Origin of the sequence: Proteus columbae, assembly GCF_009914335.1 — a bacterium.
Classification (GTDB): domain Bacteria; phylum Pseudomonadota; class Gammaproteobacteria; order Enterobacterales; family Enterobacteriaceae; genus Proteus.
In genome coordinates this window covers 1,746,283-1,759,770 of record NZ_CP043925.1, presented here as the reverse complement: position 1 = coordinate 1,759,770, position 13,488 = coordinate 1,746,283, and the positions used below count along the sequence as shown (strand labels likewise).

10 protein-coding genes are annotated in these 13,488 nt (G+C 37.9%); 4 read left to right on the top strand and 6 right to left on the bottom strand.

What is annotated here, in order from left to right; translation table 11 throughout:
- Positions 1-42 precede the first annotated feature (42 nt).
- From sufB to ydiJ, 5 genes are all read right to left on the bottom strand, one after another.
- Positions 43-1,545, bottom strand: coding sequence for a Fe-S cluster assembly protein SufB (gene sufB / locus F1325_RS08510; RefSeq protein ID WP_109372429.1), 1,503 nt, complete (start codon positions 1,543-1,545; stop codon positions 43-45).
- A gap of 17 nt (positions 1,546-1,562) precedes the next feature.
- Complete coding sequence (gene sufA / locus F1325_RS08505) at positions 1,563-1,931, bottom strand: Fe-S cluster assembly scaffold SufA (RefSeq protein ID WP_036913225.1); 369 nt, start codon at positions 1,929-1,931, stop codon at positions 1,563-1,565.
- A 418-nt stretch (positions 1,932-2,349) separates the two neighbouring features.
- Complete coding sequence (locus F1325_RS08500) at positions 2,350-2,970, bottom strand: hypothetical protein (RefSeq protein WP_109372430.1); 621 nt, start codon at positions 2,968-2,970, stop codon at positions 2,350-2,352.
- Positions 2,971-3,144: 174 nt separating this feature from the next.
- Positions 3,145-3,558 (bottom strand): 1,4-dihydroxy-2-naphthoyl-CoA hydrolase, encoded by a 414-nt coding sequence (gene menI, locus F1325_RS08495; protein WP_109372431.1) that lies wholly within the window; start codon positions 3,556-3,558, stop codon positions 3,145-3,147.
- Positions 3,555-6,611, bottom strand: a complete 3,057-nt coding sequence (gene ydiJ / locus F1325_RS08490) for a D-2-hydroxyglutarate dehydrogenase YdiJ (protein WP_109372432.1) — start codon at positions 6,609-6,611, stop codon at positions 3,555-3,557. Before ydiJ ends, menI begins: the two co-directional genes overlap by 4 nt.
- A 216-nt stretch (positions 6,612-6,827) precedes the next feature.
- On the opposite strand from ydiJ, the gene ydiK reads away from it, so the two are divergent.
- Complete coding sequence (gene ydiK / locus F1325_RS08485; RefSeq protein WP_109372433.1) at positions 6,828-7,940, top strand: AI-2E family transporter YdiK; 1,113 nt, start codon at positions 6,828-6,830, stop codon at positions 7,938-7,940.
- A gap of 455 nt (positions 7,941-8,395) precedes the next feature.
- Here ydiK and ppsA read toward each other — a convergent pair whose 3' ends face one another.
- The gene (gene ppsA / locus F1325_RS08480) at positions 8,396-10,768 is read right to left on the bottom strand and encodes a phosphoenolpyruvate synthase (RefSeq protein ID WP_109372434.1); all 2,373 of its coding nucleotides are present in this window, start codon (positions 10,766-10,768) and stop codon (positions 8,396-8,398) included.
- Positions 10,769-10,986: 218 nt separating this feature from the next.
- Between ppsA and ppsR the strand changes: the two genes are divergently transcribed.
- From ppsR to hemP, 3 genes are all read left to right on the top strand, one after another.
- Positions 10,987-11,853: a posphoenolpyruvate synthetase regulatory kinase/phosphorylase PpsR gene (gene ppsR, locus F1325_RS08475; RefSeq protein WP_109372435.1), complete on the top strand. Its 867-nt coding sequence runs from the start codon at positions 10,987-10,989 to the stop codon at positions 11,851-11,853.
- Positions 11,854-11,974: 121 nt separating this feature from the next.
- Complete coding sequence (locus F1325_RS08470) at positions 11,975-13,024, top strand: 3-deoxy-7-phosphoheptulonate synthase (protein ID WP_109372436.1); 1,050 nt, start codon at positions 11,975-11,977, stop codon at positions 13,022-13,024.
- A 260-nt stretch (positions 13,025-13,284) separates the two neighbouring features.
- Positions 13,285-13,467, top strand: a complete 183-nt coding sequence (gene hemP / locus F1325_RS08465; RefSeq protein ID WP_109372437.1) for a hemin uptake protein HemP — start codon at positions 13,285-13,287, stop codon at positions 13,465-13,467.
- Positions 13,468-13,488: the final 21 nt, after the last annotated feature.

Below are 13,488 nucleotides of genomic sequence, written 5' to 3'. Positions count from 1 at the left end.
TATATGCCTTCGGTATCTTTATACTCAGAATTTGGTTAATAGTTAACCGACGCTATGTTCTAAGCTGATTGCTAATAATTTTTGTGCTTCCACAGCAAATTCCAGCGGTAATTCTGAGAACACATCTTTACAAAACCCGTTTACAATCATTGAGATTGCATCATCTTCGCTTAATCCACGCTGACGACAATAGAACAACTGATCCTCACCAATACGTGACGTTGTCGCTTCGTGTTCAAGCTGTGCTGAGTTGTTCATTACTTCAACATAAGGGAAAGTATGCGCACCGCACTGCGTACCAATTAACATGGAATCACATTGGGTAAAGTTACGGGCATTTTGCGCACTAGGGAGTACTTTTACGAGTCCACGGTAACTGTTTTGGCTTTTACCTGCAGAAATACCTTTAGAGATAATGGTTGATTTGGTATTTTTGCCGATATGGATCATCTTAGTGCCCGTATCTGCTTGTTGATTGCCATTGGTTAAGGCAACAGAGAAAAATTCAGCGCTTGAATTATCCCCTTTTAAAATCACACTTGGATATTTCCATGTGATCGCAGAACCGGTTTCTGATTGCGTCCATGACATTTTGGCGTTTTCGCCTTCGCAAATAGCACGTTTAGTCACAAAATTAAGAATGCCGCCTTCACTATCGCCACCAGAGAACCAGTTTTGCACAGTAGAGTATTTTACTTCGGCATCTTTATGGATAATAACTTCAACCACAGCGGCATGAAGCTGATAGCTATCACGAACAGGTGCTGAACAACCTTCGATATAACTGACGTAACTACCTTCATCAGCAACCAAAATAGTTCGTTCAAATTGACCTGTTTGAGCCGCATTAATACGAAAATAAGTCGATAATTCCATTGGGCAACGAACCCCTTTTGGAATATAGACAAAAGTACCATCAGATGCGACCGCAGCGTTTAATGCAGCAAAGTAGTTATCATGGCTTGATACAACGGTGCCTAAATATTGGCGCACTAAATCAGGATATTCTTGAATAGCTTCGCTAAATGAACAGAAAATAATGCCATGTTCAGCAAGCTCTTCACGATATGTTGTTGAAACGGAAACAGAATCAAAAATAGCATCAACAGCAACGGCTTGCCCTTCTCTTACAGGTACACCGAGTTGGTTAAAAGCATCTTCAACTTCTTTGGTTAAATAATCTTGCGTGGCTTGTTTATCACTCATAACAGCTTCATTCGAGCCACCAGCACAACTGCCATTAGCACAACATGAACTACAAGATGGCGCTGAATAATAGCTATAATCTTGATAATTAAGCGATGGATAATCTGCTTTTAGCCAATGAGGCTCTTCCATTTCTAACCAATGGCGATAAGCATCTAAACGAAATTCCAGCATCCACTCTGGTTCGTTTCTTTTTGCCGATATTGCACGTACAACCGCTTCGTTTAATCCTTTTTCTAAGGTATCGGTTGAGATATCGGTATAAAAACCTTCTTTATAGTGGTGATCGCTTAGCCATCCCTGAACTTCATCACCAATTTCAACATTGCTCTGAGACATAATCTGACTTCACTATGTTATACCCCGAAGCTCTCACCACATCCGCAGACGTTTTGAGCTTTAGGATTATTAAATTTAAACATTTGATTAAGTCCTTCACGAACATAATCAACAACCAACCCATCGATAAATGGCATTGCTTTTAATGAGACAAAGAGTTTTGCTCCATTATGTTCATAAACAAGATCATCATCATTTGGGGCAGTAGCGAGTTCAATAACATAACCATACCCTGTACAACCAGAGGGTTTAATACTTAAGGAAAGCCCTTGTTTTTCTGGGTTTTTCTCAACTAAATGGCAGATATGCTTTGCTGCATTATCCGTTAATACAATGCCTTGCCAAGCTGTGTCATTAAGAGAAAAAGTTTCAACGTTGTTTGTCATTTCTGACCTCATTTCGAAAGGAGATTGATATCTTTCCTGACACTAATGGTAATGATAACCCTTATCACTTCAACCATGTCTTTTGAAAGGATATTCTATAAATGTGTATTTTTTGTTCTATTTTTAGGGTTACCTTGTTAACAATTAATGTTAACGCAATGTAATATAACACTTTTCCGCTCTTTCATTACAAAAAATAAAACTTTTAATTTTTCTTATATTTCGCACAATACGCACATAAGTTGCAATATAAATACACTTTATATGTTATCACTGAAATTTAGAGAAAAAAGCATAAAAATGTATTTTTACATTACAGCCTATTAGCTCTGTTTACATTCACTTTTATGCTTATTATGAAGGATAAGATAGCACCACTTATGCGATGACCTCTTATTGGATTGTGTGCTCTTTGAACTTATTTACTGATAGTGATGGTTTGAATATATTTGTTTGTACATTCAAGGATTTGACTGTTTTTTTGTTTGTTCGATTGGCTATTGAAGTTGCTAATCAATTGTAGTTGCCATACTCGGTTCGTTTTAAGATCAGCCGCTAAAACACCTTCATAGCTCACATTCTCTTTTGCGTATTTCCCTTCAAAAAAGACATGTCGGCTTTCCACATTTGGGATAGTTAATGGTTTTATCAATGTGGATATTTCATTCATACCATCTATTACCGCAATATTATCAACTATGCCTTGTGCTCCCGCATCCACATCGTAACTCATTGCATCAATCATTTTAAAATAAACCAGACGAACTTCTGTCAAATCACAAATAGGCTCTGATTTATAAACCATCATTTCTGTTGTGACGTCCTGAATATTATCTGGTAATGATTTAAAATAATTTTCAGTATCTTCTCTGCTCATTGTAAATGAAGTGGGATAAGCCATATTAAAGCCAGAAACAGTTTGTACTGGAATATTACTTATATCATTACTCGTTTCAGAGGTAGAATTATTATCGCATCCGCTGATTAATAAACCTGCAATTAATAATACTGTAGTGTTGAATTTATAAATAGTTAACATTATTGATCGTCTTATCTTTTATTATGAAGATAATGATTATCATTAAAAATAAAATCTAAATAAAGAAATAATTCTATTTTCTCTCTCTATTTTTATTCTTTTTGACATTATCTATAAACATAAAAAAACGCACAAAGCGAGTATTTCACTTTGTGCATATGTCTTTTTTATTCTTTAAGAAATAACAGATGTTGTTAATCTAGAAATACACACTTGACGACCTTCATCATCAAATATTTCTATTGACCAAACTTGGTGTGAGCGCCCTAAATGAATAGGTTTGCATACACCTCTTACCTTACCGTCTCTAGCAGAACGAATGTGGTTAGCGTTAATTTCTAAACCCACAATTTTCTGTTCGCCTTCAGTACAAAGATAACCCGCAACAGAGCCCAATGTTTCAGCTAAAACAACAGAAGCACCACCATGCAAAAGCCCCAAAGGCTGCTTAGTACGATGATCAACCGGCATTGTTCCTTCAAGATAATCATCACCAAGGCAGGTCAATTCAATACCTAGATGACTCATCATATTATTTTGCCCAATATGATTAAGATGCTCAAGTGTCGTTTCACGTTTCCATATCATGGCATAATCTCCAAAAGTGCCTGTAGTGGGTGTTTTAGCTCAATATTATCAATACGTTTCACTTGACTACGACAAGAGTAACCGGTGCTTAAACAACGCATTGTTGGTAACGTTTTTAATGCATTACCCCATGAGAGTTGATAAATGCCCAACGAGTTTTCATAATTATTTAGTTCATGTCCATAAGTACCTGCCATTCCACAACATCCAGTGCTCACAAATTCGAGTTGCTGCCCATAACGTTGGAAAATAACCTGCCACTGTTTCATACTTTGTGGTAGTGCCGTCACTTCTGTACAGTGCCCAAAAAGATACCATTTTTCAGCATCATCGCGAACTGCTATTGGCTCAGATACCAATTTACTTAGCCATTCATGAACAAGTTGAACATTAAAATCCCCACGTTTATCACCCAGTATTTCACGATATTCATCACGATAACAAAGCACTAATGCAGGATCGACTCCCACCATAGGGATACCTAATTTTGCAACACGATTAAGCATGGTTGAGGTTTTTTGCGCCGTTTTACTAAATTGCTGTAAAAAACCTTTAATATGCTGTGCTTTACCGTTAGGTGAGAATGGCAATAAAACAGGCTTAAATCCAATTTTTTCAATCAGTTTGATAAAATCAGCGACGACTTTCGCATCGTAATAACTGGTGAAAGGATCTTGAACCACCAGCACATGATGACTACGTTGCTTTTCAGATAACCGCTCTAAGTCTTCTAACGTCATATCTAACGCTTTATGCCCAGCCAATTGCTGTTTTAATGTCGGTGATGACAATAAAGGTAAATCGACCATACCAATAGCGTGTTTACTTAACGATTGCACCAACGGTTGTTTCATAAAAAAGTTAAAGAATCCCGGTGCTTTTGCCATAATCGGCGTAGTTAACTCAACATTAGCGACAATATGATCTTTTAACGGACGTAAATAGCGCTGGTGATAAAGCTCAGTAAACTTAGAACGAAACGATGGCACATCAATTTTAATCGGACATTGCGTTGAACAAGCTTTACAAGCCAAACAACCGTTCATTGCTGCTTTAACTTCATGAGAAAAGTCATATTCGCCACGTTTGGCTTTCCAAGTATTACGTGTTTTCTCAATTAAACCTCTTAAGCTAGGTTTATTATTTTCAAGGCTAGATTCAAGTTGTTTTGGGCTAACGCCTTGCTCTGTTAATAAGCGTAGCCACTCTCTTACAAGTGCAGCTCGTCCTTTGGGTGAATGGATGCGTTGTCCGCTGATTTTCATTGAAGGACACATGGGGCTTTTGGCATCAAAGTTAAAGCAAAGTCCATTACCATTACAATCTAATGCACCTTTGAAATCTTGACGCACAGATAAAGGAATTGTGCGATCAAAAGTACCTCGTTTGATAGTATCAACCTGCTTCATAGGTTCATCGACCTCTAATGGAGGGCATATTTTCCCAGGATTCAGTCTATTTCGAGGATCGAACACCGTTTTGATTTGACGCAGTTCATGATAGAGCGTTTCACCGAAAAATTCGGGGCTGTATTGCGCTCTAAAGCCTTTTCCATGTTCACCCCAGAGTAACCCACCATATTTGGCTGTTAACATGACAATGTCATCTGAGATGGATTTCATCAATAATTCTTGTTGTGGATCACACATATCAAGCGCAGGTCTTACGTGCAATACGCCTGCGTCAACATGTCCAAACATGCCATAATTGAGCTGATGGCTATCAAGTAATGCTCTAAATTCTGTAATATAATCAGCAAGATGCTCTGGTGGCACACAGGTATCTTCTACAAAAGGAATTGGCTTTGCTTGCCCTTTTGCATTACCTAATAAACCAACCGCTTTTTTACGCATGGCATAAATACGGTTTATATCTGCCAGATCTTCACAGACTTGATAACCGATAACACCACCCTGACCTTCTTTCATTAATAAATCTAAGCGTTGGCATAATGATGCGACTTGTGAAGCGATAAGATTTTCATCATCACCCGCAAATTCAACAATATTAAGGCCTTGCATATCTTTATCAGGGATATCAGTGATCAACTCTTTAACGGAGTGCCACACAATATCTTCACGAGCGAGATTTAATACTTTGGAATCAACAGTTTCAACAGAAAGTGCATTCGCTTTAACTAAGAAAGGTGCATTACGTAATGCTGAGTCAAAAGAATCGTATTTTACATTGACTAGACTGCGCTGTTTAGGAATTGGCGTGATATCCAGCGTTGCCTCAGTAATAAACGCAAGTGTTCCTTCTGAGCCTGTTAAAATTCGTGTTAAATCAAATCTTTTCATGTCATCACTAAAGACATGACGTAAATCATACCCAGTTAAAAAGCGATTTAATTTAGGAAATTTTTCAAGAATAAGCTTTCGCTGCTCTTTGCAACGAGATAAAACAGTACGATAAACTTTACCGATTGCAGAGCTCTCTTGGGCAATATTTTCTGCTAACGCGGTATCCATAGCCCGCGTTTCAAGCAGTTCACCACCTAATAAAACCGCTCTAACACCGAGAACGTGATCAGAGGTTTTACCATAAACCATTGAACCTTGCCCTGATGCATCAGTATTTATCATTCCGCCTAATGTGGCGCGGTTACTGGTAGATAGCTCAGGTGCAAAAAAGAAGCCATACGGTTTTAAAAAGAGGTTTAATTCATCTTTAATGACACCAGCTTCCACTTTTACCCAACGTTCTTCTGGGTTTATCTCGATAATACGTTTCATATAGCGAGATAAATCAACAACAATGCCATCTGTTAAAGCCTGTCCATTAGTCCCTGTTCCTCCTCCTCTTGGAGTCAGAGAAAGAGAATGAAATCGAGGCTCATCAACTAAGCGAGCAATAATAGTTACATCGGCTGTTGAGCGAGGAAAAACAACCGCCTGTGGCAATAACTGGTAAATACTATTATCTGTTGCCATAGTGAGTCTGTCAGCGTAACTGCTGGAGACATCACCGGTAAAACCGTTTTTTCGAAGGGTATCAAGAAATTCTGTTGTGAGTTCACTGACTTGCGGTGCTTGCGATATACGTGGGATCATTTGTTATAGCTCTTTAATCTAATAGTCCACATTGCTTAATTTTAGATGTTGAAATGTATGCTAAGAGGTACTTTGCCTCATTTTGTACTTTCAGACCGATACCTGTTCACCTTATCATACAATTCTGGCAAATTGCGTAGTGATATAAACAACGTGATATTTGCAATGTTTATTCATCTGCTTCTAGCATTTTTATTCGTGTAGGGATTTAAAACCATGGAAAAACCGCAGATCCATACAGATATACCCAAAGTTTTATTCACTGTTCTTTTTATTTCTTTTTTTATTATCGCCAGTTTTTGGATACTAAATCCCTTTATTGTGGGTTTTATTTGGGCTGGAATGATTGTTGTAGCAACGTGGCCTTTACTTCTTATTATTGAAAAACGGGTAAAATATCGTTGGCTATCAACCATGATAATGATGATTTTGATATTACTGATCTTCGTTATCCCTATTATCTTATTAATTAGTAGCGTCATTGATAATAGTGCCCCCTTAATTGAATTAGCGAAATCACCGTCGAATATTCAGCCACCGCAATTATTATGGCTTAACGATATCCCTATGATAGGGAGTAAGCTTTATGATACATGGCACTCTATTCTTGTCTCAGGGGGTAATGCGTTAATCTCAAAAATCCAACCTTATGTTGGGCAAGCTGCAAACTGGTTTTTTGCTCAAGCCTTAAATATTGGTCGATTTGCCCTACATTTGGGGGTGATGTTGTTATTTTCCGGCTTACTGTTTTTACAAGGTGAAAATGTCGTATCTTGGTTGCGTCATTTTGCTATTCGCTTAGCAGGCCAACGCGGTGATGCCGCAATCTTACTTGCATCTATGTCTATTCGCGCCGTTGCATTAGGTGTGGTTTTAACTGCCTTAATTCAGGCTATTGTTGGTGGTATCGGCCTTGCTGTATCTGGCGTACCTTATGCTACGGTATTAACCGTCCTTATGTTTATTTGCTGCCTTGCTCAATTAGGTCCTTTATTAGTATTGATCCCTTCAATTTTATGGCTATTTTGGACGGGTGATACCACTTGGGGCATTGTCATGGTGATTTGGGGTGGTGCTGTTGCAACAATGGATGGTGTATTACGACCTTATTTAATCAAGATGGGTGCCGATTTGCCTATGGTATTAATTCTCACAGGCGTTATTGGTGGGATTTTAACATTAGGTATGATTGGTTTATTTATTGGTCCTGTTGTTCTCGCTGTTGCACATAGTTTATTAAATGCATGGATTAATGAAGTACCAAAACCTAATCCTGATTTAACTGAAACAGTAGAATTTATGAATAAAAACTTTATCGAAAAAGAATAAATAATAATGGAGCATGTAAGTGTAGCTACTTACATGCTCTAAAAATAACAGAGCAAAGTTTAATAAAGATTATCAATTTAGGAATAAATCATTATATTTCTATATTAAAACTTACATCTTGAAACAAATTACATTTTTTTAAACCTGTTTGTTACCAGCAAGTTATATTCAATTTTAAATAAACCAATATTCTTTTTATTGAGATAATTCTTAGAGCATAATTAACGCATTTCTCTTAATATAAATATCAACGAAACAAATGTTTCATCGAATTAATAATTTCGCCGTTCATATTAATAGATTAATTGGCGGGATTAAAGAATATAAAATATTGCTGTGTGTAGTCTTTGCCTGTCAGCCCATGATAGGCTTTTTTTTTGCCTATTATTTAATAATTGTATAAAAAAAGCTCACGTAATATTGTGAGCTTTTTATTTATAACGATGATATTAATTCTATTGTGCTAATTTTACCCAAGTTTTAATTACGGTATCTGGGTTTAACGATAAACTATCAATTCCCTCTTCCATTAGCCATTGTGCGAAATCTTCATGATCAGAAGGTCCTTGACCACAAATACCCACATATTTTCCATTACGTTTTGCGGCTTGGATTGCCATTGATAATAAGGCTTTCACTGCATCATTGCGTTCATCAAACAGTGCAGAAACCACACCAGAATCGCGGTCAAGACCTAATGTTAATTGGGTCATGTCGTTAGAGCCGATAGAAAAACCATCAAAGTGTTCTAAGAATTTATCCGCTAATAAGGCATTTGATGGAATTTCACACATCATAATGACTTTTAAGCCGTTCTCACCTCGTTTCAAACCGTTTGCCGCTAATTCGTCAATCACCTCTTCAGCTTGGCGTACAGTACGAACAAATGGGATCATGACTTCAACATTTTCTAAGCCCATATCATTACGAACACGTTTTACTGCTTCACACTCAAGGGAGAAGCAGCGACGGAAATCGTCAGAAACATAACGACCCGCACCACGGAATCCTAGCATTGGGTTCTCTTCATCTGGCTCATAACGATCGCCTCCTACTAAGTTGGCATATTCGTTAGATTTAAAGTCAGATAAACGAACAATAACGCGTTTAGGCCAGAATGCCGCTGCTAATGTTGCAATCCCTTCCGTTAGTTTACTGATGTAATACTCAACTGGAGAGTCATAGCCCGCCATCATTTCATTGATTTCGGCTTTCAGTGCTTCAGTTTGGTCGTCATACTCTAATAATGCACGAGGATGCACACCAATCATGCGGTTAATAATAAATTCTAAACGCGCAAGACCGACACCATCATTTGGTAGGCCCGCAAAATCGAATGCACGATCAGGATTGCCGACGTTCATCATAATTTTGAGCCCTAATTCAGGCATATTATCGATTGCGGAGCTTTGAATAGAAAAATTCAGTTTGCCATCGTAAACAAATCCTGTGTCACCTTCAGCACAAGAAACGGTTACAACTTGTCCTTCAGCAATACATTCTGTTGCATCACCACAACCTACAACAGCTGGAATACCCAATTCACGGGCAATAATTGCAGCGTGACATGTTCTACCACCACGGTTAGTTACAATCGCAGAGGCTTTTTTCATGATAGGTTCCCAATCTGGGTCTGTCATGTCAGTAACCAGCACATCACCCGCTTCAATTCTATCCATCTCACTTAAGTTATGAATAACTTTAACGGCACCTGTACCAATACGATGACCAATAGCACGACCTTCAATAATAACAGAGCCACTTTCATTTAACTGATAGCGCTCCATAACTTGTTGGTTAGAACGAACTGTTTCTGGACGTGCCTGAACAATGTATAAACGACCATTATGTCCATCTTTAGCCCATTCGATATCCATTGGACGACCATAGTGACGTTCAATCAATACAGCTTGTTTAGCCAGCTCTTGAACTTCATGATCAGTCAAAGAGAAACGATTGCGCAGTGACTCTGGTGTATCTTCGATACGAACTTGTTTACCATGTTCAACACTATCCGCGTAAACCATTTGGATCTTTTTAGAGCCAAGATTACGACGAACAATAGAAGGTAAACCTTTTGCTAAAGTTGGCTTGTGTACATAGAACTCATCTGGGTTAACAGCACCCTGTACTACCATTTCACCTAAACCATAAGCTGATGTAATAAAGACAACTTGATCAAAGCCAGATTCAGTATCGATAGTAAACATCACACCTGAAGAAGCAAGATCAGAACGCACCATACGTTGAACACCCGCAGATAATGCAACACCACGATGATCGTAACCTTGGTGAACACGATAAGAGATTGCTCGATCGTTAAATAACGAGGCAAATACATGTTTGATTGCAACGAGTATGGCATCAATACCTTGAACGTTTAAAAACGTCTCTTGTTGACCTGCAAAAGAAGCATCAGGCATATCTTCTGCAGTCGCAGATGAACGAACGGCAAATGAAGCTTCAGATTCACCTTCACTTAATGTGAGATAAGCATCGCGAATATCTTTTTCAAACTGAGGCGTAAAAGGTGTATCAATTACCCACTGGCGAATTTGATTTCCTGCTTGAGCCAGTTGATTAACATCATCAACATCAACGCTATCAAGCAATTCATAAATACGCTGATTGATACCGCTCTGTTCCAGAAAATCATTAAACGCTTGCGCTGTGGTAGCAAACCCATTAGGAACAGAAACACCCAGTTCCGCTAGGTTTGTGATCATTTCACCGAGGGAAGCATTTTTCCCACCAACACGATCAACGTCATTCATACCTAATTGGTTATACCAAAGCACATTGCACGGGGTGAGGCTATTGCTGGACATTGAGAACAATCCTTTTTTAAACAATTATGAGAGAGAGAAAAAAAGAAAAACCCGCTGTCAAAACGACAACTGAAATAAGCGTATCACAATGTGATGCTGAATATAGAAAGGTGAATCGATCAACCAGAAAACTTTATTTTTTTATCCTTTATAATCACTAAAAATGCTTTAGATAATATTGTTTGATTTGCTAATTCAGCTAAAAAAAGGTGAGCGTTATGATATTAAGCTTGAATTCTATTAATTGTGATAATAATGAACCCATTGATAGAACAGTCTTTTTTATCTCTGATGGTACAGCGATTACGGCTGAGGTATTAGGCCATGCGGTACTTTCTCAATTTCCATTAAAAATGAAAAGTTATACACTACCTTTTGTTTCTACTGTGGAAAGAGCTGAAGAAATAAAACAGAAAATCTCTGAAATTTATAAAAAGAGTGGCGCTAAGCCCCTTGTTTTTTATTCTATTATCAGCCCTGAAGTTAAACAGATAATAAATAGCAGTGAAGGTTTTTGTCAGGATATTGTGCAATCTCTCGTAATACCACTTGAAAAAGAAGTAGGGATCCAGGCATCGCCAAAATTAAATAAAACTCATGGACTGACTGAAAAAAATCTTAGTAAATACGATGCTCGTATTGCCGCCATCGAATACACTCTTTCCCATGATGATGGCATATCATTACGTAATCTCGATCAAGCACAAGTGATCTTAATTGGTGTTTCTCGTTGCGGGAAAACACCCACCAGCCTCTATTTAGCAATGCAATTTGGTATTCAAGCAGCTAACTATCCATTTACTGCGGATGATATGGATTTCCTAAAACTCCCCGCAGAACTAAAAGAATATCAGCATAAATTATTTGGCTTAACCATTGCGCCAGAACGTCTTGCCGCTATTCGTGGTGAACGCCGCGAAAATAGCCGTTATGCCTCTATTCGTCAATGCAGAATTGAATTGTCCGAAGTAGAAGCGCTTTTTAGAAAAAACAATATCCCTTATCTCAACACCACGAATTATTCTGTTGAAGAAATTTCAACCAAGGTAATTGATTCTATGGGATTAGCAAGAAGAATGTTTTAACCCTTTATAGCGACTTTTTTATTCGTTTTTCTCTGTGAACGCTGTTGAAATTAGCTGAATTTCGTTTATTGTGATCTTAATCACTGGGTAGACTTACCCTGTATATTTATTGAGATGAATTATGTTAAAGACAGACGAACTACGGACTAAGGCTTTAGACAGTCTGGTAACACCAGAAACCTTAGCAAAAGAGTTCCCCATTTCTGATGAGATAATCCAAAATATCACATCAGCACGTAAACGCATTGAAGCGATCCTTACCGGAGAAGACAAGCGACTATTAGTGATTGTAGGGCCTTGCTCTATTCATGATCCTAAAGCTGCCAAAGAGTACGCCACTAAGCTTAATCAGCTAAAAGAACGTTATCATGACCGCTTAGAAATCGTCATGAGAACCTACTTTGAAAAGCCACGTACGGTCATTGGCTGGAAAGGTTTAATCTCTGATCCTTACCTCGATAACTCTTGTAACGTCAACGAAGGTATTCGCCTTGCAAGAAAGCTATTAATTGAAATAAATGCGTTAGGTTTACCCACTGCAACTGAATTTCTCGATATGGTCACAGGCCAATATATTGCAGATTTAATTAGTTGGGGTGCCATTGGTGCTAGAACGACTGAAAGCCAAGTTCATCGTGAAATGGCTTCCGCGCTTTCTTGCCCTGTTGGCTTTAAAAATGGCACTGATGGTAATACCCGTATTGCGATTGACGCTATTCGTGCTTCTCGTGTTGGTCACACCTTCTTATCGCCAGATAAAAATGGTCGTATGACAATTTACCAAACCAGTGGTAATCCGTATGGTCATATTATTCTGCGCGGAGGTAAAAAACCTAATTATCACGCAAGCGATATCGCTGACGCGGTTGATGCACTAAAACAAGTGGATTTACCAGAGCATCTTATTATCGATTTTAGCCATGGCAACTGTGAAAAAATTCATCGTCGTCAATTAGAAGTAGCCAGAAATGTTGGTCAACAAATTAAAGATGGCTCACAAGCGATTGTTGGCGTGATGGCTGAAAGCTTTTTACAAGAAGGCTCCCAAAAAGTTGTGCAAAATAAACCTCTTAATTATGGGCAATCAATCACTGATCCTTGTTTAAGCTGGAATGATACAGAACAACTTCTTGAGTTATTAGCACAAGCCGTTGAGAGCCGATTTCAATAGTCTTTTTTTTAAGGGGATATCCTTATCCCCTTTTATCTTTTATATTCATTATGTTCCTCCTGATTTTCCCTCTTCCTGACTTTATATTCAGGTAAAATATCAGCCTATTTTATTCCATTGTTTTAAATTTCATCACCTACCTCTCTATTACTCACAATATGACTTAAATTTACTTATTTACGTTAAAAAAAGCTTGTCTAAACACTTTTGTTAACGATAATGATTATCATAATGATAACGCTTATTACTCTTAGTGTATTATGAATAAAAAAGCTAATAATTTGGATAGTTCTTTAACTAAGCAGAATTCTCATTCTTCAATAATTCAATCGATTAATAGTATTGAGTTATTAGGTAAAGATGGCATGGTTTACATTCAACATAACGGAGAGTTGTACCAACTACGCCAAACTAAAGCAGGAAAACTTATCCTGACTAAATAATCTTTTTTGACAATAACGTGC